General features: G+C 66.3%; 27 protein-coding genes, 6 tRNA genes and 1 riboswitch. Of the genes, 12 read left to right on the top strand and 21 right to left on the bottom strand.

Annotation, left to right across the window (positions count from 1 at the left end):
- Nucleotides 1-17 precede the first annotated feature (17 nt).
- The 5 genes from trpC to hisI all read right to left on the bottom strand — a co-directional run bounded on the left by trpC (nucleotide 18) and on the right by hisI (nucleotide 3,920).
- Nucleotides 18-836: an indole-3-glycerol phosphate synthase TrpC gene (gene trpC, locus ACFVWT_RS17290; RefSeq protein ID WP_390249977.1), complete on the bottom strand. Its 819-nt coding sequence runs from the start codon at nucleotides 834-836 to the stop codon at nucleotides 18-20.
- Nucleotides 837-838: 2 nt separating this feature from the next.
- Nucleotides 839-1,126, bottom strand: coding sequence for an HGxxPAAW family protein (locus ACFVWT_RS17295; RefSeq protein ID WP_011691546.1), 288 nt, complete (start codon nucleotides 1,124-1,126; stop codon nucleotides 839-841).
- Nucleotides 1,127-1,201: 75 nt separating this feature from the next.
- Nucleotides 1,202-1,840 (bottom strand): Trp biosynthesis-associated membrane protein, encoded by a 639-nt coding sequence (locus ACFVWT_RS17300; protein ID WP_390249979.1) that lies wholly within the window; start codon nucleotides 1,838-1,840, stop codon nucleotides 1,202-1,204.
- Nucleotides 1,840-3,426 carry an anthranilate synthase component I gene (locus tag ACFVWT_RS17305; protein WP_390249981.1) on the bottom strand — a complete coding sequence of 529 codons (1,587 nt, stop codon included), beginning with the start codon at nucleotides 3,424-3,426 and terminating at the stop codon, nucleotides 1,840-1,842. The genes ACFVWT_RS17300 and ACFVWT_RS17305 overlap by 1 nt, the downstream gene beginning before the upstream one ends.
- An 86-nt stretch (nucleotides 3,427-3,512) precedes the next feature.
- A complete protein-coding gene (gene hisI, locus ACFVWT_RS17310; RefSeq protein ID WP_390249983.1) occupies nucleotides 3,513-3,920 on the bottom strand; it encodes a phosphoribosyl-AMP cyclohydrolase in 408 nt (135 codons plus the stop codon).
- A 100-nt stretch (nucleotides 3,921-4,020) separates the two neighbouring features.
- Here hisI and ACFVWT_RS17315 point away from each other — a divergent pair, with 100 nt between their 5' ends.
- On the top strand, nucleotides 4,021-4,665 hold the full coding sequence (locus ACFVWT_RS17315) for a TIGR03085 family metal-binding protein (RefSeq protein WP_011691542.1): 645 nt from the start codon (nucleotides 4,021-4,023) through the stop codon (nucleotides 4,663-4,665).
- A gap of 55 nt (nucleotides 4,666-4,720) precedes the next feature.
- Here the strand turns inward: ACFVWT_RS17315 and hisF are convergent, their stop codons facing one another.
- The 14 genes from hisF to ACFVWT_RS17385 all read right to left on the bottom strand — a co-directional run bounded on the left by hisF (nucleotide 4,721) and on the right by ACFVWT_RS17385 (nucleotide 16,035).
- On the bottom strand, nucleotides 4,721-5,497 hold the full coding sequence (gene hisF, locus ACFVWT_RS17320) for an imidazole glycerol phosphate synthase subunit HisF (RefSeq protein ID WP_390249986.1): 777 nt from the start codon (nucleotides 5,495-5,497) through the stop codon (nucleotides 4,721-4,723).
- A 75-nt stretch (nucleotides 5,498-5,572) separates the two neighbouring features.
- Nucleotides 5,573-6,433: an ATP phosphoribosyltransferase gene (gene hisG, locus ACFVWT_RS17325; RefSeq protein WP_390249988.1), complete on the bottom strand. Its 861-nt coding sequence runs from the start codon at nucleotides 6,431-6,433 to the stop codon at nucleotides 5,573-5,575.
- Between the two features lie 58 nt (nucleotides 6,434-6,491).
- Nucleotides 6,492-6,755 carry a phosphoribosyl-ATP diphosphatase gene (locus tag ACFVWT_RS17330; RefSeq protein ID WP_028270786.1) on the bottom strand — a complete coding sequence of 88 codons (264 nt, stop codon included), beginning with the start codon at nucleotides 6,753-6,755 and terminating at the stop codon, nucleotides 6,492-6,494.
- A 112-nt stretch (nucleotides 6,756-6,867) separates the two neighbouring features.
- Nucleotides 6,868-7,353, bottom strand: a complete 486-nt coding sequence (gene ribH / locus ACFVWT_RS17335; RefSeq protein WP_209753270.1) for a 6,7-dimethyl-8-ribityllumazine synthase — start codon at nucleotides 7,351-7,353, stop codon at nucleotides 6,868-6,870.
- A 47-nt stretch (nucleotides 7,354-7,400) separates the two neighbouring features.
- Complete coding sequence (gene ribA, locus ACFVWT_RS17340) at nucleotides 7,401-8,114, bottom strand: GTP cyclohydrolase II (protein ID WP_390249991.1); 714 nt, start codon at nucleotides 8,112-8,114, stop codon at nucleotides 7,401-7,403.
- Nucleotides 8,111-8,827, bottom strand: a complete 717-nt coding sequence (gene ribB, locus ACFVWT_RS17345) for a 3,4-dihydroxy-2-butanone-4-phosphate synthase (protein WP_390250283.1) — start codon at nucleotides 8,825-8,827, stop codon at nucleotides 8,111-8,113. Before ribB ends, ribA begins: the two co-directional genes overlap by 4 nt.
- A gap of 38 nt (nucleotides 8,828-8,865) precedes the next feature.
- Entirely contained in the window at nucleotides 8,866-9,528 is a 663-nt protein-coding gene (locus ACFVWT_RS17350) for a riboflavin synthase (protein ID WP_390249993.1), read from the bottom strand.
- Nucleotides 9,528-10,688, bottom strand: a complete 1,161-nt coding sequence (gene ribD / locus ACFVWT_RS17355; RefSeq protein WP_390250285.1) for a bifunctional diaminohydroxyphosphoribosylaminopyrimidine deaminase/5-amino-6-(5-phosphoribosylamino)uracil reductase RibD — start codon at nucleotides 10,686-10,688, stop codon at nucleotides 9,528-9,530. The genes ACFVWT_RS17350 and ribD overlap by 1 nt, the downstream gene beginning before the upstream one ends.
- 158 nt (nucleotides 10,689-10,846) lie before the next feature.
- A riboswitch (FMN riboswitch) is annotated at nucleotides 10,847-11,001 on the bottom strand.
- Between the two features lie 59 nt (nucleotides 11,002-11,060).
- Nucleotides 11,061-11,753 carry a ribulose-phosphate 3-epimerase gene (rpe, locus tag ACFVWT_RS17360; RefSeq protein ID WP_390249995.1) on the bottom strand — a complete coding sequence of 231 codons (693 nt, stop codon included), beginning with the start codon at nucleotides 11,751-11,753 and terminating at the stop codon, nucleotides 11,061-11,063.
- A 42-nt stretch (nucleotides 11,754-11,795) separates the two neighbouring features.
- A complete protein-coding gene (locus ACFVWT_RS17365) occupies nucleotides 11,796-13,415 on the bottom strand; it encodes an RsmB/NOP family class I SAM-dependent RNA methyltransferase (RefSeq protein ID WP_390249997.1) in 1,620 nt (539 codons plus the stop codon).
- Entirely contained in the window at nucleotides 13,412-14,332 is a 921-nt protein-coding gene (fmt, locus tag ACFVWT_RS17370; protein WP_390249999.1) for a methionyl-tRNA formyltransferase, read from the bottom strand. The genes ACFVWT_RS17365 and fmt overlap by 4 nt, the downstream gene beginning before the upstream one ends.
- Entirely contained in the window at nucleotides 14,329-14,916 is a 588-nt protein-coding gene (def, locus tag ACFVWT_RS17375; RefSeq protein ID WP_043429660.1) for a peptide deformylase, read from the bottom strand. Before def ends, fmt begins: the two co-directional genes overlap by 4 nt.
- Nucleotides 14,917-14,975: 59 nt before the next feature.
- Nucleotides 14,976-15,857: a cytochrome gene (locus ACFVWT_RS17380; protein WP_390250002.1), complete on the bottom strand. Its 882-nt coding sequence runs from the start codon at nucleotides 15,855-15,857 to the stop codon at nucleotides 14,976-14,978.
- A gap of 103 nt (nucleotides 15,858-15,960) precedes the next feature.
- Nucleotides 15,961-16,035 (bottom strand) — tRNA-Val (locus ACFVWT_RS17385).
- Nucleotides 16,036-16,352: 317 nt separating this feature from the next.
- On the opposite strand from ACFVWT_RS17385, the gene ACFVWT_RS17390 reads away from it, so the two are divergent.
- From ACFVWT_RS17390 to ACFVWT_RS17415, 6 genes are all read left to right on the top strand, one after another.
- Nucleotides 16,353-16,425 (top strand) — tRNA-Gly (locus ACFVWT_RS17390).
- Between the two features lie 46 nt (nucleotides 16,426-16,471).
- Nucleotides 16,472-16,542: transfer RNA gene (locus tag ACFVWT_RS17395), tRNA-Cys, on the top strand.
- A 41-nt stretch (nucleotides 16,543-16,583) separates the two neighbouring features.
- Nucleotides 16,584-16,658: transfer RNA gene (locus ACFVWT_RS17400), tRNA-Val, on the top strand.
- Between the two features lie 55 nt (nucleotides 16,659-16,713).
- Nucleotides 16,714-16,786 (top strand) — tRNA-Gly (locus ACFVWT_RS17405).
- A gap of 37 nt (nucleotides 16,787-16,823) precedes the next feature.
- A tRNA-Val gene (locus tag ACFVWT_RS17410) sits at nucleotides 16,824-16,898 on the top strand.
- 173 nt (nucleotides 16,899-17,071) lie between these two features.
- Entirely contained in the window at nucleotides 17,072-17,329 is a 258-nt protein-coding gene (locus ACFVWT_RS17415) for an antitoxin (RefSeq protein WP_390250004.1), read from the top strand.
- A 75-nt stretch (nucleotides 17,330-17,404) separates the two neighbouring features.
- On the opposite strand, the gene zapE is transcribed toward ACFVWT_RS17415, so the two are convergent.
- Entirely contained in the window at nucleotides 17,405-18,442 is a 1,038-nt protein-coding gene (gene zapE, locus ACFVWT_RS17420) for a cell division protein ZapE (protein WP_390250006.1), read from the bottom strand.
- Nucleotides 18,443-18,658: 216 nt separating this feature from the next.
- Between zapE and ACFVWT_RS17425 the strand changes: the two genes are divergently transcribed.
- The 3 genes from ACFVWT_RS17425 to ybaK are packed head-to-tail and all read left to right on the top strand — an operon-like array spanning nucleotide 18,659 to nucleotide 20,568.
- Nucleotides 18,659-19,570, top strand: coding sequence for a sulfurtransferase (locus ACFVWT_RS17425; protein WP_390250008.1), 912 nt, complete (start codon nucleotides 18,659-18,661; stop codon nucleotides 19,568-19,570).
- 10 nt (nucleotides 19,571-19,580) lie between these two features.
- A complete protein-coding gene (locus ACFVWT_RS17430) occupies nucleotides 19,581-20,042 on the top strand; it encodes a SufE family protein (RefSeq protein WP_390250012.1) in 462 nt (153 codons plus the stop codon).
- 13 nt (nucleotides 20,043-20,055) lie between these two features.
- Nucleotides 20,056-20,568 carry a Cys-tRNA(Pro) deacylase gene (gene ybaK, locus ACFVWT_RS17435; protein ID WP_390250014.1) on the top strand — a complete coding sequence of 171 codons (513 nt, stop codon included), beginning with the start codon at nucleotides 20,056-20,058 and terminating at the stop codon, nucleotides 20,566-20,568.
- Here the strand turns inward: ybaK and ACFVWT_RS17440 are convergent.
- The gene (locus ACFVWT_RS17440) at nucleotides 20,552-21,883 is read right to left on the bottom strand and encodes an alpha/beta hydrolase family protein (RefSeq protein WP_390250016.1); all 1,332 of its coding nucleotides are present in this window, start codon (nucleotides 21,881-21,883) and stop codon (nucleotides 20,552-20,554) included. The two genes, ybaK and ACFVWT_RS17440, sit on opposite strands and share 17 nt — an antisense overlap.
- A 100-nt stretch (nucleotides 21,884-21,983) precedes the next feature.
- On the opposite strand from ACFVWT_RS17440, the gene ACFVWT_RS17445 reads away from it, so the two are divergent.
- A complete protein-coding gene (locus tag ACFVWT_RS17445) occupies nucleotides 21,984-22,475 on the top strand; it encodes a hypothetical protein (protein WP_390250018.1) in 492 nt (163 codons plus the stop codon).
- Nucleotides 22,476-22,489: 14 nt separating this feature from the next.
- A complete protein-coding gene (gene msrB, locus ACFVWT_RS17450) occupies nucleotides 22,490-22,975 on the top strand; it encodes a peptide-methionine (R)-S-oxide reductase MsrB (protein WP_390250020.1) in 486 nt (161 codons plus the stop codon).
- Nucleotides 22,976-23,027: the final 52 nt, after the last annotated feature.

Here is a 23,027-nt window from a genome sequence, read left to right on the forward strand (position 1 = left end):
CCGGGGCGCCCGGGTCGTCAGACCCGTGCTGCGATGGCTTCTGCCCCGGCAGCGGTAAATTCGGCGATCCGCTCACGTGGGGTTGCGTCGCTCACGAGCGCTTCGCCCACGAGGACGGCGTTGGCGCCGCTCGCGGCGTAATGCCTGACGTCGTCCACGTCGCGGACCCCGGACTCGGCAACGATGACCGCTTCCGGGGGGATGCCGCCGGCGAGGGAGGCAAAAACGGAACGGTCGACGTCGAGCGTCTTGAGGTTCCGGACATTGACGCCGATGATCCGGGCATCAGCCGCAACGGCGCGCTCGATCTCTTCCGCCGTGTGCGTCTCCACCAGCGCGTTCATCCCCAGCTCACGGGTGAGCTGGCTGAAGTCGCGCAGTTCCGCGTCGGTCAGCGAGGCGACGATCAGCAGGACCAGGTCAGCCCCGTGCGCACGTGCTTCCCAGATCTGGTATTCGTCGACCGTGAAGTCCTTGCGCAGCAGCGGCACATCCACGGCTTTGCGGACGGCGTCGAAATCGGCGAGGGAGCCGCTGAACCGGCGCTGCTCGGTGAGCACGCTGATCACGGACGCACCGCCGTCGGCGTACTGGACCGCCAGCTCGGCCGGATCGGCGATGCTCGCCAGGTCGCCCTTGGAGGGGCTGCGACGCTTGATTTCGGCAATGACCTTCAGGTGGTTCCGCGGCGAGTCGCCGCCGCCGAGGGCTGCCCAAGCGTCACGCGCGGGCGCCTCCGCTTCGACGCGGTCCTTCAGTTCAGCGAGGGACACCAGGCGCCGGCGGGCCTCCATGTCCTCCCGTGCACCGGCATTGATGTCATCGAGAACAGTCACTGCTAGTGGCCGGAGTTCTTCAGCTTGCTGCCGTCCACGCCGTAGCCGGCCTTCCGCATGATCCAGCCGAGCAGCAGGCCGATCACCATGACTGCCGCGCCGGCAATGAAGATGGGGGTGCTGGCGATGACAAAGGCGATGGACGCAATGAGGGCGCCCACCAGCATAACGATCACGCAGGTCCAGGCGGCCGGGCTGTTGCCGTGGCCGAGGTCTGCGCTGTGGTCGACGCCGGTGTTGACGTTCTGCGCAGCAGCGGATTTGGATGCGGAAACAGTGGCTTTGCTCATGGAAATCTCCTCAGGATGAATACTGCTTACATTCTGCCATTTTTTGGCCGTGCCTTGGACATCGGCGGTCCCTGCCTACGTCGGATCGTCGCCCCGGGACAGCCTGTCCCAGCTGTCGATCTCGTCTGCGGGGCCGTCGGCTGCAGCGGGCCCGCCAGCCGGTGCGGCGTCATATTTGGTCCGGGCTTTCCAGTGCCGGCCCGCCGGAATGATCAGCAGGGCACCCAGACCCAGCAGGACGCCGGCGACGACGGCGAGTGCCGGGAAGGCTGAGACGCTCACCTGGACGCTGCTCCCGGTAATGCCGGTGGCGGCGGCGATGGACCCCTGGGCTGCGGCGAGGGGGTCCGACATGACCGTTACGGCGGCGGCAACGATGCCCACCGACGCCAGGACGATGATCGCCGTAATGATCCAGCGCGCAACCCGGCCCGCGATCGAGGCGGCGAGGCCGCCGGCTAACGCGACGAGTGCCAGCGCGGTGACCGTTGTGGCCGCTTTGCTGCCCTGGACCTGGAGGCCGTCCTGGCTGTTGACGGCCTGGCCCAACTGGGCCGGGTCCAGATGGACGGTCAGCCATGTCTGCGTTGTGGTGCCAAAGGCGGCCAGAGCCATCGCGGCGATGACCAGGACCAACGTGGACTTCCGAGCCCAAACAGGGGCACCGCCCCGATTCCTGGCCGGATGGCTTGCCTTGTCTGCCATGACTCCCATCAACGGGCCACTGTGCCCGTGCCGGCAGCATCGCCCGGCTCCGGAAGGGAGTCGGCTGTGATGTTGTGCAGTGACCCTGCCGTGTGGACGGCGCGCAGCGGCGCGGCTGCCTTATTGACGGTTTCCAGGGCCTCCGTCGGGTTCACCGAGTCGGCAACGATGCCGCCGCCGGCCTGCACGTAGGCACGGCCTTCGCGGAGCAGCGCGGAGCGGATGGCGATGGCCATGTCCATGTCGCCGGCAAAGTCCAGGTACCCCACCACGCCGCCGTAGATGCCGCGGCGGTGCGGTTCCAACTCGTCGAGGAGCCGCAGGGCACGGGGCTTCGGGGCACCGGAGAGCGTCCCGGCGGGGAACGTTGCCTTCAGGACGTCGTAGGCCTTGGCATTCGGCGCGAGTTTGCCCACCACCGTAGATACCAGGTGCATGATGTGGCTGAAGCGCTCCACTTCCATGAACTGCGTGACATCCACTGTGCCGGCAACGCACACCTTGGAGAGGTCGTTGCGGGACAGGTCCACCAGCATGAGGTGCTCGGCGCGTTCCTTCTGGTCTGCCAGGAGTTCCTCGGCGAGGGCCTTGTCCGCTTCGACGGTCTTGCCGCGGGGACGGGATCCGGCAATCGGGTGGGTGATGACTTCCTCGCCGGTGACCGTCACGAGGGCCTCCGGGGATGAGCCCACGATGGAGTACTGCCGGCCGGCGGCGTCTTCCAGGCTGAAAATGTACATATACGGGCTGGGATTGGTATTCCGGAGCACCCGGTACACATCCAGCGGATCTGCGCCGCACTCCATTTCGAAGCGGCGGGAAATGACAACCTGGAACACTTCACCGTCGACGATCGCCTCCTTGCCGCGGTCCAGCGCAGCAAGGTAGTCGGGTTCGTTCCAGCGTTCCTGGACGCTGGAGGCGAAGTCCAGCGCGGCCGGCTCCAGGACCGAGATCGGCTGTTCCACAGGGGTGCTGACCTTGGCCAGGAGTGCTTTGACCCGGGCCACGGCGTCGTGCCATGCCTCGTCCACACGCTCCGAGCTGTTGTCGAAGTTGATGGCGTTGGCGATCAGCAGGACGGTGCCGTCCATGTTGTCGTGCACTGCCATGTCCGTCACCAGGTTCAACGCCAGTTCCGGCAGTTCCAGGTCGTCTTCAGGCGGGCTGGTGAGTTTTTCCCAGTGCCGGACGGTTTCCCAGCCCAGGAAGCCGACCAGGCCCGAGGTGAACGGCGGCAGGCCGTCGAAGCGGTCGGTGCGCAGAGCCTCCACGGTGTCCCGGATCGCGTCAACCGGGTTCCCGTCGACCGGAACACCGGCCGGCGGCTCACCCAGCCAGTGCGCTTGCCCGTCCTTGGTGGTCAGGGTGGCGCGTGACTTGGCGCCAATGAAGGAGTAGCGGGACCACGAGCCGCCCACAGCCGCGGATTCCATCAGGAAGGTTCCGGGCTGGCCGTTCGCCAGCTTGCGGTAGAGCCCGATGGGGGTCTCGGCGTCGGCCAGGACCTTCAGCCGGACGGGGATGACACGGCTGTGGCTGGCGAGCTCCCGGAATTCCTCGAGGCCCGGGCTGATGATTCCAAGGTCCTGCATGGCTATGGTTTTCCGCCTGTTCTTGAGTGGTGCCTGAATCGTGTGGTGGGTGTCCGACGCCTGCGCCGCACCCTGCGTGAGCGGTGCTAGCCGGGGTTGCCTGCAGCGTTATCGGCGTCGCCGGCAACCACGGCAAGCCCGCGGCCGTCGAAGCAGGTGCGCGTGCCCGTGTGGCACGCTGCTCCGACCTGGTCAACGCGGACCAGCAGGGCGTCGCCGTCGCAGTCCAGTGCAACGGACTTAACCCACTGCACGTGGCCGGAGGTGTCTCCCTTGCGCCAGTACTCCTGGCGGGACCGGGAGTAGAACGTCACCCTCCCGGTGGTCAAGGTGCGCCGCAGCGCCTCGTCGTCCATCCAGCCGAGCATGAGCACCTCATTGGTGTCGAACTGCTGGACGATGGCAGCTACAAGCCCCGCGGCGTCACGCTTGAGGGCGTCCGCCACTTCGGAGGGCAGGACAGGTACTGGGGCGGGGGCGGGCTGCTCAGACATCAGACCAAGTCTAGTGCCTCACCGCAGTGTGACGGTCAGGGCAAAAACGGCGGCGCTTCCAGTGCGCAACTCGCCGCCTCTCGTGCTAGTTTCACAAGTGATGCATTTCGTCGATCCGTCCCGAGAAGTCCTGGCCGAAACCCTGTTGGCGGCCGGTCCTGACTCCCCCACGCTCTGCAGGGGCTGGCGCACGCGCGACCTCGCCGCGCACCTCTACCTGCGCGAACGCAAGGCAGGCGTCGGGCTTGGCCTGATTATCAAGAGCCTGGCCAAAGCCTCCGACGAGGCCACTGCGAAGCTCGCCGCCAAACTCAAGACCACCGAGGACTACACACGGCTGGTCAACACCTTCCGGGCCGGTCCCCCGGCGTTGTCACCGCTGCGGATCAAGGCCCTGGCCGAGAGCTCCAACCTCATCGAGTACTTTGTGCACACCGAGGATGTCCGCCGGGCTGTGGACCGTTGGGCACCGCGTGCACTGGACGAGGAATACTCCGACGCCCTGTGGGATGAACTCATCAAACGCGCGGCCATCCTGTACCGCGGTGTTGACCTGGGCATCGTGCTGGTGCGGCCTTCCGGTCCGCGCCACGTCGCCAAACGCGCTCCCGTATCGGTGGCCATAGTGGGCGAACCGGGCGAGCTGCTGATGCACGCCCATGGGCGTACCCGCCACGCGCTGGTGACCTTCGAAGGACAGCCTGACGCAGTCGCCCTCCTCCAGTCAGCCGAAGTGGGACTCTAGCAGCGGACCAGCTGAACCACCGGAGAGTTCCGAACCCCGCCACCGGCGTTTTCCGCTAGCGGACTTCGAAGCCCGCTTCGCGGATGGCCGTCTTGACCTGCGAGATCATGTCCAGCGGCCCGAAATGGAAGATCGACGCCGCCAGCACCGCATCTGCTCCGGCCTCGACGGCGGGCGGAAAGTGTTCGGGTTTGCCCGCTCCGCCGGACGCGATGATGGGCACCTTGACGGCGGCACGGACCAGCCGGATCAGCTCGATGTCAAAGCCGTCCTTGGTGCCGTCGGCATCGATGGAGTTGAGCAGGATCTCGCCGACGCCACGGTCCGCGGCTTCGCGTGCCCACTCGATGGCGTCAATTCCGGTCCCCTGCCGGCCGCCGTGCGTTGTCACTTCAAAGCCCGACGCCGTGGGCTCGGATCCGGGGCGGGTGCGCCGGGCGTCCACGGACAGGACCAGGACCTGGGACCCGAAATGCCGGGTAATTTCGTCAATGACGTCCGGCCGTGCCACGGCCGCCGTGTTGATGGAAGCCTTGTCCGCGCCGTAACGCAGGAGCTTGTCCACTTCTGCCACGCCGCGGACACCGCCGCCGACGGTGAGGGGAATGAAGACTTCCTCGGCTGTCCGGCGGACCACGTCGAAGGTGGTCTCGCGGTTGCCCGAGGACGCCGTGACGTCCAGGAAGGTGAGCTCGTCCGCCCCGCCGTTGTCGTAGCGGTGGGCCAATTCCACGGGATCGCCGGCGTCCCGGAGGCCCTCGAAGTTGATGCCCTTGACCACGCGGCCGGCGTCAACGTCCAGGCACGGAATAACGCGCACTGCTACAGCCATGATGTCTCCTGAAGATTCGCTGGTGGGAGATGCGGCGGGGACCGCAGAAACGGGCCGGGCCCTAAACGGTCAAGCTCAGATCCGGCAGGCGTGGATGCTGCTGACCAGGATGGCCCGGGCGCCCAGGTCGTAGAGCTCGTCCATGATCCGGTTGGTTTCCTTCTTCGGCACCATGGATCGCACGGCGACCCAGTCGGAGTCGCGGAGCGGGGAGACCGTGGGTGATTCCAGGCCGGGTGTGAGTGCCGCGGCCTGCTCCACGAGTTCTTTGCGGATGTCGTAGTCCATCAGGACGTACTGCCGGGCCACAAGCACACCCTGCAGCCGGCGGATCAGCACCTCGATCTCCTTGGCTGTGCCGTTCGCGGCGCCTTCCTGGGCCGTGCGGCGGATCAGCACCGCCTCGGACTTGAGGATCGGTTCGCCGAAGATTTCCATCCCGGCCGCCTTGAGGGTGTTGCCGGTTTCGACGACGTCGGCGATCGCGTCCGCGACGCCGAGCCGCACCGAGGATTCCACGGCACCGTCCAGGCGGACCACCTTGGCGTTGATGCCGCGCTCGGCGAGGTAGCCGCGCAGGAGGCCGTCGTAGCTTGTGGCCAGGCGCTTTCCTTCAAGCTCTTCCACCTTGGCGAAGTCACCTACGGGACCGGCGAAGCGGAAAGTCGAAGCCGCAAAGCCCAGCGGCAGCAGTTCCTCAGCCTCCACCTCGGCGTCGAGGAGCAGGTCACGCCCGGTGATGCCGACGTCGAGCGTTCCCCTGCCGACGTAAACGGCGATGTCGCGCGGGCGGAGGAAGAAGAATTCAATGTCGTTGTCCGGGTCCACCATGACCAGCTCGCGGGTATCGCGGCGTTGGCGGTAGCCGGCTTCGGACAGCATGGCCGAAGCCGCTTCGGACAGGGATCCCTTGTTGGGGACGGCAACTCGCAGCATGGGGGTCTTTCTGGGTTAGGAAGTCTTGGTTACAGGCAATCGGCCACGCTCAGCATGGCTACAGATGCTTGTAGACGTCTTCCAGGGTCAGGCCTTTGGCGAGCATCAGAACCTGCAGGTGGTAGAGGAGCTGGGAGATTTCCTCGGCGGCAGCCTCATCGGATTCGTATTCGGCAGCCATCCATACTTCGGCGGCTTCCTCCACGACCTTCTTGCCGATGCCGTGGACTCCGGACTCCAATTCTGCGACGGTGCGGGAGCCTGCCGGACGGGTGGCTGCCTTCTCACTCAGTTCTGCGAACAGCGTCTCGAAATTCTTCACGCCCTCCAGCCTACTTGCTCCGGGCCTGACCCCGCCTGTCGGGCCGTTCCATGACGGCGTCGATGTGAGGCAATACACAGCGAACACGGCACCGGAGCAAGCAAGGGGACGCCTAGCTGTACTGCTTCAGAATGACCGCGGTGGCCAGGGCCGCGGTGACGGCTTCGTGCCCCTTGTCCTCCTTGGACCCGGGCAGGCCAGCGCGGTCCAGGCCCTGCTGCTCGGTGTCGCAGGTGAGCACCCCGAAACCGACCGGAACGCCGGTGTTCACGCTGACGTCGGTCAGCCCCATCGTGGCCGCCTCGCAGACGTACTCGAAGTGCGGGGTGCCACCGCGGATCACCACACCAAGCGCCACAACAGCATCGAAGTGCTTGGCCAGCCGGGCAGCTGCCACGGGAAGCTCAAAGCTGCCCGGTACCCGCAGGACGGTCGGTTCGCTGATCCCGGCGTCCTTCGCAGCGCGGAGCGCGCCGTCCAGCAGCCCGTCCATGATCTGGGTGTGCCAGCTGGCCGCCACAATGGCCAGCTTCAGCTGCGACGTCTCCGCCGGGTTGAGGGTTGTGAGGTCAATCTCCGGTGCGCCGTGTCCACTCATCTAAAATCTCCTGCTTCGTTCTTTTCGTCAGTCTTATTCGTGCTGGTTCAGTCTTGTTCGTGCTGGTAGGGCCCCTGGCCGGCGGCCGGCAATGCCGTCACCGGTTCGCCGCCCCGGATGTCCAGGACGAGCCGGTGGTCCATCCGGTCTTTCTTGGTCTGCAGGTACCGGATGTTCTGTTCGCGTGAAGGGACCTCAGTGGGAACCATCTCGACGACGGTGACGCCGGCATCCGCCAGCCGGTTCTGCTTGTCCGGGTTGTTGCTCAGCAGGCGCACTTCGTGCAGTCCCAGCTCGGCCAGGATCTGCGCGGCGGCGTTGTAGCAGCGCGCATCGACGGGAAGGCCCAGCTGTTCGTTGGCTTCGACCGTATCGAAGCCGGCCTCCTGCAGGGCGTAAGCCTTGATCTTGTTGGCCAGGCCGATGCCGCGGCCTTCCTGTCCGCGAAGGTAGAGCAGCGTGCCGCCTTCCTCGTTGATCTTCTCGAGGGCGTAGGCCAGCTGCTCTCCGCAATCGCAGCGGTAGGAACCAAAAACGTCCCCGGTAAGGCACTCCGAATGCAGCCGGACCAGCGGTGCCTTGCCATCCACAGGCGGAATGGGTGAACTCACGGCGAGGTGCTCGGCACCCGTCACCAGGTCGGTCCAGGCCTGGGCCACGAAGTCCCCGAATTCACTGGGCAGCTGGACAACTGGTCCGCCGCTGACCGGGTGCGGCCGGCGCCCGGCCTTAACGTCTTTTCGTGCCTCTGAAGCCGTCATCGCATCTCCTCATTCCCCGCCGGGACCGGCGCCTGTCCGTCGTGCAGCCCCGCATCCAGGTACGCCACCAGATCCTCGATCGAGATCAGCGGGCATCCATGTTCTGCAGCGAAACCGCGAAGTCCGTCCAGACGCATCATTTCTCCGTTGTCGTACACCACCTCGGCGATCACGCCCACCGGCTCCAGTCCGGCAAGCCGGCAGAGGTCCACGGCCGCTTCGGTGTGGCCCGGGCGTTCACGCACTCCACCGTTAACGGCCCGGAGCGGGAAAACATGCCCGGGACGGGTGATCGATCCGGGGCGGCTCGCGGGATCCGCCAGCACGCGGGCGGTGAGTGCCCGGTCGGTTGCCGAAATTCCCGTGCTGACGCCAACGGCCGCATCACAGGAAACGGTGTAGGCGGTGCCCTTGGAGTCTTCGTTGACTTCGACCATGGGCGGCAACAGCAGGGCGTCTGCCCTGGCCCCGTCAAGCGGTACGCAAATCACGCCCGAGCTGTAGCGGACAGTCCAGCCCATCAGCTCGGGCGTGGCGTGCTGGGCGGCAAAAATGATGTCGCCCTCGTTTTCGCGGTCCTCGTTGTCCACCACCAGAACGGGGAGGCCGGCAGCCATGGCCCGGACGGCGTCTTCGATCGGGTCCAGAACCCTGCCTGTCGCGGCTGCCCCCGGGACGCTGAGCTCATCGTTGCTGAGTTCATGATGGCGCAGTTCATCGGTGTGCAGTTTAGGGGTGTTCTTGAGCTGGCTCACTTGGAGTCCCCCGTTCCTGCTGTGACATTGGCGGCGCCGGCGGCGGTACCGCCGGCAAAAGCGAGCAGGCGTTCGGTGTACTTGGCCAGCACATCGACTTCGAGGTTGACCCTGCCGCCGGAGTTCTTCGCCCCCAGGCCGGTTTCGGCCAGGGTGGTGGGAATCAGGCCCACTTCGAACCAGGGCGCCGGTTCCGACGCATCGCTGACGGCCGTCACGGTGAGGGAGACGCCGTCGACGGCGATCGAGCCTTTCTCGGCGATGTAGCGGGCAAGCCGCACAGGCACTCCGAACCGCAGGCGGTCCCAGTTGCCGAGTGCCTCGCGCTCGAGTAGTTCCCCGACGCCGTCCACGTGCCCCTGGACAACATGTCCGTCCAGGCGTCCGCCGGCCGGAACACAGCGTTCCAGGTTTACGGTATCGCCCGCTTCGAGCTCACCGATGGTGCTGCGGACCAGGGTCTCGCCCATGACGTCGACGCTGAAGTCCTTGCCGTCAATCGCGGTGGCGGTCAGGCATACTCCGTTGACGGCCACCGAGCCGCCAAGGGCCAGTCCTTCGATGCTGCCGGGCGCATGGAGTCGCACCGTGGCGCTGACGTCGCCGTTGCGCTCGACGGACAGGACCCTGCCCTGTTCGGCAATAATTCCGGTAAACATCAGTTGCCTCCTGTGGCGGTGCCCGCGCCGGTGCGGTGCGGTAAGGATTCGGGTGTGGTGGTCAGGGATAAGTAGGGTTCGGGCGCAGCCGGTGCTGCCGGCAGAGCCGCTTCGGCCGATTCGTCGGGCCCGGCAGTTCTTGCTGCCGGTTCGGTGCTGCCCGGAAAGAGGTGGAGCCTAAGGTCCCGCCCCAGGCTCTGCACGGCTCCCCCGGAGGCCGGGTCCCAGTCCCAGGCCTGGGCGTCGGCGAGGGTGGTGATGCCGAGGTCGCCGAGGGCGGCGGTGCCGGATCCGAGCAGGGTGGGCGCCAGGTAGACGATCAGTTCGTCCACGAGGCCGGCGGCGAGGAACGCGCTCAGGATGCTGGATCCGCCTTCCACCATGACGTGGCGGACCCCGGCGGAGAAGAGCTTGTCCAGTGCCTCGTGCGGATCCCGGGTGGGCAGGTGCAGGACGCGGCCGTCGTCACCGTGGATGGCAGCGTCGTCGGGAATTCCCCGGAGCCCCATGACTGCGCGCAGCGGCTGGCTGCCGGCCGGTTTGCCGGACGCGTCCCGGGCAGTGAGCCGCGGGTTGTCCACCAGGAGCGTTTGCGTACCCACCAGGATGGCATCAACCCGGCTCCGGAGTCCGTGGTTGTCCGCGAGGGACTCCGGACTGGAGATCCACTGGCTGGTGCCGTCCGCTGCCGCGATGCGGCTGTCCAGGGTCTGGGCAATATGGAGGGTGACGAAGGGGCGCTGGCCGAGAACAGCTTCAAACCAGCGGCGGTTCAGCTCGAACGCAGACCGGGCGGCCAGGCCGGAACGTACGCTGACGCCTGCAGCCCGCAGCGTTGCAGCTCCGCCGGCGGCGGGGTCATGGGGGTCGTCCACGGCGTACACCACCGAAGCAATGCCGGCGTCGATAATTGCCTGGGCACAGGGGCCGGTCCGTCCGCAGTGGTTGCACGGCTCGAGGGTGACCACCATGGTTGACCCGGCCAGGTCGATGCCCTGCATGCCGGCCTGGGCAATGGCGTCAGCCTCCGCATGCGCCGTCCCGGCCCCGCGGTGGTAGCCGGTCACCAGTTGCCGGCCATCAGGACCGACAACGACGGCGCCCACCAGTGGGTTTGCCCCGCGCGGTCCCAGGAGCGCAGCGTCGAGGGCCGCATCCATGGCATCGATCTCGGCAGCACTGAACCGGTTGGCAGTCTGCGGCGCTGTTGTCTTCGGCGTCAAAGCGTTCGTCGTTCCTTCCCTCGAGAACCGCGTGGGCTCCGGGGGTAGACGACAGCGCAATACCGCACAGCCCAAAGGGCAGTGCAGTAACAGCTGTACGTGCTTCTCTCATCCAGACTTTAACTGTCGGTACCGGAATTTCACCGGTTCAACCGTCCGCCGGAGCAGTTCCTGGAGAGGATCTGTGCCGGCTCGCGGGTCGCGGACTGTCACCGCCGGTTCGGACTTACACCGACCCCGGAGCACGTAGTGTGTGTTGTTATTCTGTCACAACTGAGTGACTGGTCCGCGTATTCCCGTCAGACTCCGTCATGATTCCGAAACAGAGCGTGCCGCGGCCGGAACCGTGCGTGAGCCGGCTTCCCGGAGGCGGTCAATCGCAGCCGCCGGGTCATCCGCACCGTACACGGCCGAGCCTGCCACGAAGACGTTGGCTCCCGCTTCGGCCGCCCGGACAATGGTCTCCTCCGTGATGCCGCCGTCCACCTGCAGCGCCACCCCGGTGCCGGAACCGTCGATCGCCGCCCGGGCACGCCTGATCTTCGGGAGGGTCAGGTCCAGGAAGGACTGGCCTCCGAAACCGGGTTCGACGGTCATGATCAGCAGGAGGTCCAGCTCCGAGAGCATATCCAGGTAGGGCTCCACCGGGGTGCCGGGACGCAGCGCCATTCCAGCCTTGGCGCCGCGTGCGCGGAGCTCCCGTGCCAGTTTGATGGGCGCGATCGACGCTTCAACGTGGAATGTCACGGAGGCGAGTCCTGCGTCGGCAAAGGCGGGTGCCCAGCGGTCGGCGTCGGCGATCATCAGGTGTGCGTCCAGCGGCACCGGGCTCACGTCCTGGATGCGCTGGACCACAGGCAGGCCGATGGTCAGGTTCGGCACAAAGTGGTTGTCCATCACGTCAACGTGGACGGCATCGGCGTTGCTGATTCTGCGCAGCTCCGCCTCCAGGTTGACGAAGTCGGCGGAGAGAATGCTGGGATTGATGCAGCACTGAGCCATGTCGGCTCCTTTCACTCAAGCGGAGGGATCAGGTAGGGCGGATCAGGGTTTCTTGTGGATGAGTGCCAGGAACATGGCATCGGTCCGGTGCACATGGGGCCACAGCTGGGCTGTCAGTTCATGGCCGGCCTCAAGGTGCCCTGGCAGGCTGACCTTATCCAGCGCCGCGCCGGCGTCGAGCAGTTCCAGGTCGTCGCGTTTGCGCAGCGCGTCGGTCACGACAGCCGTGGTTTCGGCGGGGTGCGGCGAGCACGTCACGTAGGCCACCACGCCGCCGGGCCGGACTGCGTCCAGGGCTGACTTAAGCAGTTCCCGCTGGAGCGGGCCCAGGTCCGCGAGGTCCTTGGGCGTTCGCCGCCACCTCGACTCCGGCCTGCGCCGCAGGGCACCAAGGCCGCTGCAGGGGACGTCGACGAGAACACGGTCGAAAGTCCCTGCCATTTCAGTTCCGACGTCGCGGCCGTCCCCGGTCCGGACATGCCACACCTCGTGGGGGACCGCGGCCAGCGCCTGCCGGACAAGCTTGGCACGGTGCGCGGCGGGTTCGTTGGCCAGCAGGGTTGCGCCCTGCTGCCGGGCGAGGGCACCCAGCAGGGCGGCCTTGCCACCTGGTCCTGCGCAGAGGTCCAGCCATTTTTCGCCGCCCGTGCCGGCGGGCTGCCCGTCCGCGCGTTCCGGAGCCACGGCATGCGCGTCCCCGGGACGCAGATCCACGGCGGCCATGGCCCGGGCCACCAGCTGGGAGCCCACATCCTGCACCCTCGTGCTGCCGTCACGCACGGAGGCCAGCCGGCCGAGGTCCCCTCCGCTGGAGAGTGCCGAACCCTCGACGAGTTCCCCGGCCGTGGCCCCGCCTTCCAGGGCTTCGTCCAGGCTCCCCAGACCGGGCAGCGCAACAAGGTTGACCACCGGCGCCGCATTGTCAGCTTCAAGAAGTTCGTTGATTTCGGTGACGGAACGTCCGTGCGCCACCAGCGACTGCCGCAGGGCGCGGACAATCCACTCCGGGTGGGCGTAGCGGATGGAGGCCACCCGGGTTTCGTCCTGCTCGTCGCTGAGCAGCAGCTCCAGCCACTCGTCCAGCGTGCGGGCGGAGACCTTGCGAAGGACGGCGTTGATTAAGGCGGATGGCCCGGCGCCGATGACCGCACGGGCCAGTCCAACGGTCTGGTCCAGGGCGGCGTGGGCGGGTACGCGCATGGCCAGCAGCTGGTGTGCGCCGATCCGCAAGGCATCCAGGATGGCAGGATCCAACTGGTCCAGCGGCCGGTCGACGCAGCGGGCCAGGACGGCGTCATAGGTTCCCTGCCCGCGCAGCGCCCCGTAGCTCAGTTCGGTTGCGAAGCCGGCGTCCCGCTTGTCCAGGCCATGGTGGCGGATCCGGGCCGGCAGGACCAGGTTGGCGTAGGCGTCTTCCGATGCGACGGCACGCAGCACTTCAAAAGCCACCAGGCGGGCGGGGTCGGCACGCCGCGTCCGCTGCGAAGGTGCGTTCTCGCTGAAGTTCCGCTTCGGCCCGCGGTTGCGTTCCCGGCCCTGGGCGTCGCGTTGGCCTCCTTGGCGGCGACCGCCGGAAGACCCGCCGGACTGACCGCCGGCTCCTCCTCCGCCGCGCTGGGGTCCCCTGCCGCGGCCGCTGCCGCCCGTTCCGGACTCACTCATTCGAATACCACGCCTTCCAGTGCTGCCTGTCCGCGCGCCCAGTCGGCGGCGGCCATCATCTTCTTGCCCGAGGGCTGTATCCGCGTCAGCTCAACCGGATGGGACCCCGTACCCACCAGAACGCTCTTACCGTCGAGCTGCACCTGGCCCGGCCGCAGCGCCGGAGCGTCGGTCCGGAGCGCAACAGGTTCGAGTTTGACCCGCTGTCCGTCCAGCGTGGTCCAGGCACCGGGTTCAGGCGTGACGCCTCGCGCCCTGCGCCCGATGGCGAGGGCGGGCTCGTGCCAGTCGATCCGGCCGTCGTCGATGCCGAGTTTGGGGGCCAGGGTCACGTCCCCCGACTGCGGAACAGCTACTGCCCGTCCCGCTTCAATGGCGGAAAGGGTCTGCGCGAGCAACACAGCGCCGCTATGCGACAGCCGTTCCAGGAGCTCACCGGAGGTGTCATCGGGCCGGACCGTCTCGGTGAGGGTGCCGAAAACAGGGCCGGTATCCAGCCCTTCTTCGAGGAGGAACGTCACAGCCCCGGTGATGTCGTCGCCCGCCATCACGGCGCGCTGCACAGGGGCGGCGCCGCGCCAGGCCGGCAGCAGGGAAAAGTGCAGGTTGATCCAGCCGTGCCGCGGAACGTCCAGCGCTGCGCGCGGGATAAGGCCTCCGTAGGCCACAACGGCTGCCGCATCCGGCGCTATGGCGGCAATCCTGGCGGTCACTTCAGCGTCGACTTTCGCGGCGTGGATCACCTCAATGCCTAGTTCGGCGGCGCGGGCGGCAACGGGCGACGGCGTGAGCACGCGCTTGCGTCCGATCGGCGCGTCCGGCCGGGTCAGGACGGCAACGACGTCAAAGCCTGCCCGGACCAATGCGTCCAGGGACGGTACCGCGACAGCCGGCGTACCGGCGAAGAGCACCCTCACTCGGCGGCGCCGAAACTGCCGCCGCCAAAACTGCCGCCCCCGAAACTGGAACCGACAGTCTTCGCCCGCTTCGACGTCGTCCGTTCGGTAATCGCGTCGTAATTGGCGTTGCGGATGGAACGCAGGGCAGCCTTGCGGTCTTCGCCCTCCAGCCTGTCCGTGAAGAGGATGCCGTCGAGGTGGTCGGTTTCGTGCTGGAAGCAGCGGGCCAGCATGCCCTCGCCGTCCACGGTGACGGGATGTCCATGGAGGTCGACCCCGGTGACCCGGGTGGCGCGGCGGCGGCGGACGGGGAAGCCAAGGCCCGGGATGGACAGGCAGCCTTCCACTTCGTCGGGCTGGAAGTCCTCGCTGTTTTCCAGCACCGGATTGATGATGTGGCCTTCCACTCCCCCGATGCGGTAGGTGAAAACCCTCTTGCTGACACCAACCTGGGGGGCCGCCAGGCCTGCGCCGTCCACGTCCTCCATGGTCTCGGTCATGTCTGCCACCAGTTTTGCGAGCTCCGGCCCGAATTCCGTCACGGGATCGGCAACCGTGCGCAGCACAGGGTCGCCGATGATGCGGATATTCAAAATGGCCATGGGTAATCTGTCCTTCGGTAAAACGGCGGTACGGGATCCAGTCCAGTTTAGTTGGCCGGCTACCTCCCGGGCACAGCCTGAAGTGCGGGCGGTGCCACAGGCACGGACGGCGGTGCCACCGGCAGGAGGGCGGTCCCGGCGCTGGAGGTGTCTGCCGACATCTCCCAGACCCGCCGGAGGGCGCAGAACTTCCACCAGTGGTGCTTGAGCACCTCCGGGTTGGCACGCATCGGCCGGACCTCCGTCTGTCCGATCGCGACCGCGAGCAGGATCGGGGACTCCCCGTGCTGCCAGGGCTCCCACTCCCCCGCGACGGGATCGACAAGGCTTTCCTCAGCCTTCATTCCGGCCACCAGCTGCATGACGACTTTGTCATCCAGCGGCTTGACCGTGCCGTCCCGGGTGGTGCCCTTGGTCTTGTAGTCGATGATGCAGGTCCTGCCGTTGATCCTGGCCACAAGGTCGAGGGTGCCTGCATAGCCTACGGTCTTGTTCCAGACCGTGACTTCCGGGGCAACAGGCTCCACGCCAAAGAGCTCCCACCACTCGTCGAAGCGCGCTGCGAACGCTTCCTCGCCGTTTGCTGCCAGCGCTTCACGCATCTCCTTCATCTGATGCGGGCGGCCGAGCGCCCGGAGCGCCACCTGTTCGCAGTAGTTGTGCACGCGGTCTCCGCGCTTCGCGGCGTCGTCGCGGTACACCTCCGCGGCCTTTGCCGCGCGGCTGACTGCCTGGCGGACTTTGGCGGGACTTCCCAGAATGCCGGGAAGCATCGGATCGCTGGCCAGGCTGTTCGCCCCCATGTACCCGAACCAGCCGTCGAGGCCGTGCGGCTGCTGGCCGATAACGGTGGTGATGGACGGAACGGAAAACGACTCGGAGGTGGAGCGTGCATACATCCGCCCGTATTCCGTGGCGTGGGCAAGGAGTGGATCTGTCATGCAAACACTCTTTCATGAAGGGCCGACAGGATTGCGTGGCGTGGGGGCGCTGCCGAAAAGCGAAAATGGCCCGTTCCGCTGGTCAGCGGAACGGGCCATTCGTTGGTGGGCGATACTGGGTTCGAACCAGTGACCTCTTCGGTGTGAACGAAGCGCGCTACCACTGCGCCAATCGCCCCAATGCCATTGAATGCTAGCCCACCCCGGCACCATTTGGAAAATCGAAGCTCCGGCCGCCCCCACGGACACAAATTACGTCGCCGGAGAGTCGGCCCGCCGGCCGACGTCCGGCGCCTCCGGGAGCGGCTAGGCGCGCATCGCCAGGATCGAATTACATAACTGTAATTAGCAAAATCCCCTAGATTTCAAGGAAGCAGGGCTGTCGGGAGTACATGACGGGGCCCCGATTTGTAAGTTCCCTGAACCTCCTATAGAGTTCTTACTCGTTGGAACGCGAGGAAATGCCGAATGCGGCACGGAAATGCTGACAATAATGCGGACGTAGCTCAGCTGGTAGAGCACCACCTTGCCAAGGTGGATGTCGCGAGTTCGAATCTCGTCGTCCGCTCGCAGGACACTGTCATAGCAAAGGTTTTTCGGAACCTGGCTTACACGGTGGGTTGGCCGAGAGGCGAGGCAGCGGCCTGCAAAGCCGTATACACGGGTTCGAATCCCGTACCCACCTCGGTGAAAACCTTGGTATCCGGTTTATGCCGGAAAACATTTGGGCGATTGGCGCAGCGGTAGCGCGCTTCCCTGACACGGAAGAGGTCACTGGTTCGATCCCAGTATCGCCCACCAGAGCAAGGCAACTTGCTTGATGAAGTACCACCGGCCCGGCCGGCATGGACTGAATGCGGACGTAGCTCAGCTGGTAGAGCACCACCTTGCCAAGGTGGATGTCGCGAGTTCGAATCTCGTCGTCCGCTCTCTTTTTTTAATTCCACTCCGGATCCTTCCGGTTGCGGGCGATTGGCGCAGCGGTAGCGCGCTTCCCTGACACGGAAGAGGTCACTGGTTCGATCCCAGTATCGCCCACCATCAAGCAGCTCTCCGGAGCTGCTTTTTTGTTGTCCGGGCGCGGACGAAGTTCCCGAAATAGGGCACCTGGACCCTAGACAACTCCCGGCGCGCGCCCTTGGCACGCCCAGCGACTCCGGGCTAGGATCGAATGCGGAGGAGCAATCTGGCTCCGCGACAGAAGGGAGGTGCCCGTGGGTATTCTTGACGATCTGAAGGGCAAGGCTCAGCGACTGGTTGGTGGCAACGAACAGGCCATCAAGGACGGCATCGGCAAAGCCGGTGATTTCATCGACTCTAAGACCGGCGGAAAGTACGCCGACAGGATCGATTCCGTCCAGAAAGGCGCAGCCGGCCTCGTGGACAAGGTCGACCCTAAGCCGCACGCGGCTCCTGTGGACGAACCTCCCGTCGCCGGAGAGCCCCCTGTAGCCGGGGAACCCCGGCCGTAGGGCTAATAACCCAGGAACGTCAGCGAGGTGCCGGTCCCGCCGTGAGGCGGCGCCGGCACCTTTGGCGTTTAACAGCTAGGACGGTTCGTGGTTCTGGCCTTCGCGCGCCAGCGCCGTGAGACGGGACACCGCGCGGTAGTACTTCTTGGTGTAGCCTCCGGTCATCATCTCTTCCGTGAAGAGCTGATCGAACGGGACCCCGCTGGCCAGGATGGGCACGTCCTTGTCGTACAGCCGGTCCGCAAGCACTACGAAGCGCAGGGCCACCGCCTGCTCGGTGATGGTTTCCACATCACGCCACACAACGCCCTCAATGCCGGCCAGGAGTTGCCGGTACCGGCTGGGGTGGACTCCGGCGAGGTGGTTGATGAGGGTCTTAAAGTCATCCCGGGCCACGGTCTTACCGTGGAATTCCGCCTGCATGTGGTGCGTCAGGTCGTCGTTCTTCAACGGGGCCGGCGCTGCCGGGAGTCCGCGGTGCCGGAAGTCCTCGCCGTCGATCCTGACGACGTCGAACTGGTCTGCCAGCACCTGGATCTCACGCTGGAAGTCGACGGCAGCGAACCGGCCGTCGCCCAGGGAACCGGGGAGGGTGTTTGACGTGGCGGCGAGCTTGACGCCGGCGTCGGCCAGTTCCCGCATGAGCCGTGACATCAAAACCGTGTCGCCCGGATCGTCGAGTTCGAATTCATCGATGCACACAAGCTTGTAACTGCTCAGCGCTTCGACGGTCTTACGGAACGAGAGTGCGCCAACCAGGTTGGTGTATTCAACAAAGGTGCCGAAGGCCTTCGGCCCGGGGGACGCATGCCACAGCGAGGCCAGCAGGTGCGTCTTCCCCACGCCGAAGCCGCCGTCCAGGTAGATGCCGGCGCGGGAAGTGTCCTTCTTCGCAAACAGCTTCTTGAAAAGTCCGGAGCTTCCATTGGCGCCAACACCGTTTGCGAAGGATTCGAGGGCCGTCACCGCAGCGGCCTGGCTCGGCTGCGAAAGGTCAGGCCGGTAGCTGGCAAAGGAAACCTCTCCAAACCGCGGGGAGGGATAGAAACCCTTGAGGAGTTCATCCACGGAAACCGACGGTGTCCGCGCGGAGAGCTGTTCGATCTGTACCAAGGTGGTCCGTTCTGCTGGTCTCGTGTCCCCAGAAAGGATACCGGCAATGCAGCACCGGCCTCATAACGCGGCGAGCCCACGTGACCAAGGCCATATTTCCCTCTGTGAACGCAGTAGCCCATTAGCGGCGGGGCGTGGTTAGTGTTGGAACTGGCCCGCCGCAGCGACGCTTCCCGGCAGCGGGCCCCATGACCATTTCAGTGAAAGGCCATCCCCATGTCCTACCCAGTTGAAGAGAACGAAAAGTTCGCAGCGTACGCGCACCCGGAGCGCCTCGTGTCCACCGAGTGGCTGGCGGCTGCCATCGACGGCGGCGCCCTGGCCGACGGCAAGCTTGTGGTGGTGGAGTCCGATGAAGACGTCCTGCTCTATGAAACCGGCCACATCCCGGGGGCGGTCAAGATCGACTGGCACACCGACCTGAACGACGAGGTCACCCGCGACTACGTTGACGGCAAGGCGTTTGCGGCGCTGGCCGCGGCCAAGGGCATCTCCCGGGACAGCACAGTAGTGATCTACGGCGACAAGTCCAACTGGTGGGCTGCCTACGCGCTGTGGGTCTTCACGCTCTTCGGCCACGAGGACGTCAGGCTCCTTGACGGCGGCCGCGACAAGTGGATGGCCGAGGGCCGGGCAATCACCACCGATGTTACTGTCCCTGCCCGCGCTGACTACCCCGAGGTCGAGCGCAACGACGCCCCCATCCGCGCCTTCAAGGAGGATGTGCTGGCCCACTTCGGCAAGCCGCTGATCGACGTCCGCTCCACCGAGGAATACACCGGCCAGCGCACCCACATGCCTGCCTACCCGGAGGAGGGCGCCCTGCGCGGCGGCCACATCCCCACCGCGGCCTCCATCCCCTGGGCCCGCGCTGCGGCCGAGGACGGCACCTATCGCAACCGCACCGAACTCGAGGCACTCTACCTCGGCGAAGCGGGCCTCACGGCAGGCGACGACGTCGTGGCGTACTGCCGCATCGGTGAGCGCTCCAGCCACACCTGGTTCGCCCTGAAGTACCTGCTGGGCTTCGATAGCGTGCGCAACTACGACGGTTCCTGGACCGAGTGGGGCAACGCCGTCCGTGTGCCCATCGCCAAGGGAGCCGAGCGCGGCACGGTACCGGCGTAAACTGGGCTTGATGAATACCCACGCCCTTCCCGCCCCCCTCGCGGAAATAGTTGACGACTTCCAGGCCCTGACCGAACCCGAGCGGCTGCAACTGCTGCTGGAGTTCTCCCAAGGGCTCCCCGAATTGCCGGAACGGTTGAAGGACCACCCGGAACTGCTGGAGCAGGTTGTGGAGTGCCAGTCGCCGCTGTTCCTGACCATTGAGACGGAAAAGCACGACGCCGGCACGCCGGACAGCGTGCGGCTGTACTTCAAGGCACCGCCGGAAGCACCCACCACCCGCGGCTTCGCCGGGGTCCTTCACGAAGGACTCGACGGTCTCACGGCACCGGAGATCCTCGCAGTTCCGGACGACATGCCGGAACTGCTGGGCCTCACGCGTGCCATCACTCCCCTGCGCATGCGGGGAATGACCGCCATGCTGGGACGCATCAAGCGCAAGGTCGCCGCGTCCGCCGCTCCTGAAGCCTAGGACCGGACCCGGCTTGGCACGCAAACAGGCTTCCCAGGGAACGCCGGCCACGGCAGCACTCGCTGCGGCCGGCGTTCCTTTCGTGTTGCATCCGTACAGCCACGACCCCTCAGCTGCCAGCTACGGCATGGAAGCCGCCGAAGTTTTGGGAGTGGATCCAGCCAGGGTCTTTAAGACGCTGATGGTGGATGTGGACGGCCGCCTCGCGGTGGGGATAGTGCCCGTGCACGGAAACCTTGACCTGAAGGCAATTGCCGCCGCCCTGGGCGGCAAGAAGGCCGCCATGGCGGACCCGGCCACCGCGCAGCGCAGGACCGGGTACGTCCTGGGCGGAATATCACCACTGGGACAGCGCCAACCCTCCCCCACCGTCCTGGATGAAAGCGCTCTCGGCCTTGACAGCATCCTGGTTTCCGGCGGCCGGCGCGGCCTGGACATCGAACTGCACCCGGAACACCTGGTGAGGCTCACCCGCGCCATTACTGCCCGCATCGGAACCGGCCCGAAAGCTACTCCGGACCGTTAGCGTCAGCAGTAGCGGGATCAGGGACCCTGGTACGGGAGCCCGGATTGGCGCGGGGCGCCAGTTGCCGCCGGAGCCAGGCGGTGACCAGACTTTCCCATCGCTGCGGATCCACATTCCATTCCTTGGTGTGCCGGGCCGTCTGGAAGGTCTCGAAGGTGACCATCTCGGGGTTCTTCTCCGCGATGCTGGCAGAAGGCCCGTAGGGTACATACTCATCGTCGACGCTGTGCAGGATCAGCGTGGGCGTCCTGAGCTCCACGGCACGGGAGACCCAGTCCATCGACTTCAGGTCCACCGGTGCCGCCAGCCCGGTCAGGCGCCGGCCCAGGGGGTGGCCCATCATCAGCTGTCCGTAGCGTCCCACGGCAGAGGGGATCCGGTTCAGCTGTGCATGGTGCGCCAGCACGTTCACCCAGTCCACCACCGGAGCGTCAAGCACCATCGCCCGGATCAGGTTATGGTGCCGTGACAGATCCGCTGTCTGCAGGCAGATCGCGCCGCCCATGGACCAGCCAAACAGCACCACTTCCCTCGCGCCGTTGGCAATCGCAAAACTGATGGCCGCCTCGACGTCGCGCCATTCGGTGGAACCGAGGCCGTAGCGCCCGTCGGGGGCCGAGGGCGCCAGCCCGTCGTTGCGGTAGGAGATCACCAGGCTGGTCAGCCCGAGCTCCCGTGCCGGACGCAGGGCGCGCAGGCACTCCTGCCGGGTGGCACCGCGACCGTGGACCATGATGGCCCAGACATCCGAAGGCTCCGGCGCACGCACCAGCCAGGCCGGCGCAGTTCCGCCGTCGACGTCGACTTCCACGTCCTCGGCGGACAGCCCGATGGACGCGGCGTCGGGGTAGGCGGCGCCGCTCCAGTAGCCACGGCGGGCCGTGGTGAGATCGCCGGCATAGACGGCTTCGACCTCGCGCAGTACGGTGCGTTCCGCGGGTGAGTAGGAAACGATCCTGCCGATCCGCGCGTGTCCGCGGCCGCCGTCGAAGAACAAGCCGTACACGCCTTCCACGGTGGCATCGTCGGTGGCGGCGAGGATGACCTGGAGTCCGTCCCCGGCACGGATGACGGCCAGCACTTCCTGGTTCTCGTCCCGGACCCGCACCGGCGTTATGACCCGCCGGGCGAAATACAGGGCAAGGGCCGAGGACCCGGCGCCCAGCAGCCCCGCAGCGGCGCCTCCAGCGATTACGCCGCCCACGGCCCATTTGGCGCTGGACGACATGCCGTCGTCGGCGGCGCTTCGGACCCTGTCCAGGGCAGGGGGCGGATTCGCTGGGGTGGCCGGGCGCAGCCCCGGGATGGATGCCATGGATCCATTCTTACTGCTGACGGCCTTTGGGACATATTCGGGCACGCCACCGGCGGCGGATCTGCGTGCGGGAAGACCGGGCCGGGACTAGGCTGGGGGCATGAGCGATCCAATCGTCATTTTGACAGAAGAGCCGCTGGGTGCGGACGACCGCGTAAACATCGAACGCCTGGTGGACGGGGGTGACGCGCCCCTCGTTGTGCTGGTCCCGGCCAACACGGAACGGCACCTCCTGGTGGACTTCCTGGAGAACCTGTCCCTCCTGGATGTGGCCAAGGCCTTCCGCGAACTGACCTCCCACGCCCCGGATCCTGCATCCGAGCGGGCTGCCGCCGCCGAAACCCTTGCGGTATCGCTCAACGCGCTTGCCGGAATCGGCGGCGGTGTCAGCGGCGAGGTGGTGGACGGCGGCGCCGTGCAGGGACTGGTGGCAAAGGTCAAGGAAGTCGGCGCCGGCCAGGCCGTCGTCATCACGCGCCCGCACGCCATTGCCGACACCTTCCATACCGACTGGGCCAACAAGGCCCAGGACCAGCTGGGGCTGCCGGTGCTGCACCTTTACGCCGGCTCGGGATTTATCGGGGACTCCTGAGCGTTGTTGAAGCCATGAGCATCTTTAGCAACAAGCCGAAAGTCACGCCCGTCCAGGTCCAGCCCGCTGGATCCGCCACGGAAAATGCCACTGCGCGGGTTGAAAAGTCCGACGAGGAATGGCGGCAGGAGCTGACGCCGGAGGAGTACCGGGTGCTCCGCCAGGCAGGGACCGAACGGCCCTACACCGGCGAGTACTGGGACACCCACACGGCCGGTGTCTACAAATGCCGCGCCTGCGGTACGGAGTTGTTCACCAGCAACGAAAAGTTCGATTCCCACTGCGGTTGGCCCTCGTTCTGGGCACCGCTCGCGGACGGCACCGTCCGCTACATCCATGACCGCACCATGGGCATGGACCGCGTGGAGGTCCGTTGCGCGAGCTGTGATTCACATCTGGGCCACGTTTTCGAGGGCGAGGGCTACGGTACGCCCACGGACCAGCGCTTCTGCATCAACTCCGTTTCGCTGACCCTGGTTAAGGCGGACGACGCCGAGTAATTCATCGGCAGCCCTGCACCCGCTAGCGCTGGGGCAGGGCTGCCACTCCACT

The sequence above is a fragment of the Arthrobacter sp. NPDC058288 genome (assembly GCF_042880995.1).
In the GTDB taxonomy this organism is placed as follows: Bacteria; Actinomycetota; Actinomycetes; order Actinomycetales; family Micrococcaceae; genus Arthrobacter.

Coding starts and splice junctions, on each gene's coding strand:
- hisF (WP_390249986.1), bottom strand. CDS start 5,497: ATGGCTGTAGCAGTGCGCGTTATTCCGTGCCTGGACGTTGACGCCGGC.
- ACFVWT_RS17425 (WP_390250008.1), top strand. CDS start 18,659: ATGTCCTACCCAGTTGAAGAGAACGAAAAGTTCGCAGCGTACGCGCAC.
- ACFVWT_RS17315 (WP_011691542.1), top strand. CDS start 4,021: ATGCATTTCGTCGATCCGTCCCGAGAAGTCCTGGCCGAAACCCTGTTG.
- ACFVWT_RS17350 (WP_390249993.1), bottom strand. CDS start 9,528: ATGTTTACCGGAATTATTGCCGAACAGGGCAGGGTCCTGTCCGTCGAG.
- def (WP_043429660.1), bottom strand. CDS start 14,916: ATGGCCATTTTGAATATCCGCATCATCGGCGACCCTGTGCTGCGCACG.
- ribH (WP_209753270.1), bottom strand. CDS start 7,353: ATGAGTGGACACGGCGCACCGGAGATTGACCTCACAACCCTCAACCCG.
- ACFVWT_RS17440 (WP_390250016.1), bottom strand. CDS start 21,883: ATGGCATCCATCCCGGGGCTGCGCCCGGCCACCCCAGCGAATCCGCCC.
- ribD (WP_390250285.1), bottom strand. CDS start 10,688: ATGGATGCGGCCCTCGACGCTGCGCTCCTGGGACCGCGCGGGGCAAAC.
- hisI (WP_390249983.1), bottom strand. CDS start 3,920: ATGTCTGAGCAGCCCGCCCCCGCCCCAGTACCTGTCCTGCCCTCCGAA.
- ACFVWT_RS17295 (WP_011691546.1), bottom strand. CDS start 1,126: ATGAGCAAAGCCACTGTTTCCGCATCCAAATCCGCTGCTGCGCAGAAC.
- ACFVWT_RS17445 (WP_390250018.1), top strand. CDS start 21,984: ATGAGCGATCCAATCGTCATTTTGACAGAAGAGCCGCTGGGTGCGGAC.
- ACFVWT_RS17305 (WP_390249981.1), bottom strand. CDS start 3,426: ATGCAGGACCTTGGAATCATCAGCCCGGGCCTCGAGGAATTCCGGGAG.
- ACFVWT_RS17380 (WP_390250002.1), bottom strand. CDS start 15,857: ATGACAGATCCACTCCTTGCCCACGCCACGGAATACGGGCGGATGTAT.
- hisG (WP_390249988.1), bottom strand. CDS start 6,433: ATGCTGCGAGTTGCCGTCCCCAACAAGGGATCCCTGTCCGAAGCGGCT.
- msrB (WP_390250020.1), top strand. CDS start 22,490: ATGAGCATCTTTAGCAACAAGCCGAAAGTCACGCCCGTCCAGGTCCAG.
- ACFVWT_RS17300 (WP_390249979.1), bottom strand. CDS start 1,840: ATGGGAGTCATGGCAGACAAGGCAAGCCATCCGGCCAGGAATCGGGGC.
- ACFVWT_RS17430 (WP_390250012.1), top strand. CDS start 19,581: ATGAATACCCACGCCCTTCCCGCCCCCCTCGCGGAAATAGTTGACGAC.
- ribA (WP_390249991.1), bottom strand. CDS start 8,114: ATGACGGCTTCAGAGGCACGAAAAGACGTTAAGGCCGGGCGCCGGCCG.
- rpe (WP_390249995.1), bottom strand. CDS start 11,753: ATGGCTCAGTGCTGCATCAATCCCAGCATTCTCTCCGCCGACTTCGTC.
- ACFVWT_RS17365 (WP_390249997.1), bottom strand. CDS start 13,415: ATGAGTGAGTCCGGAACGGGCGGCAGCGGCCGCGGCAGGGGACCCCAG.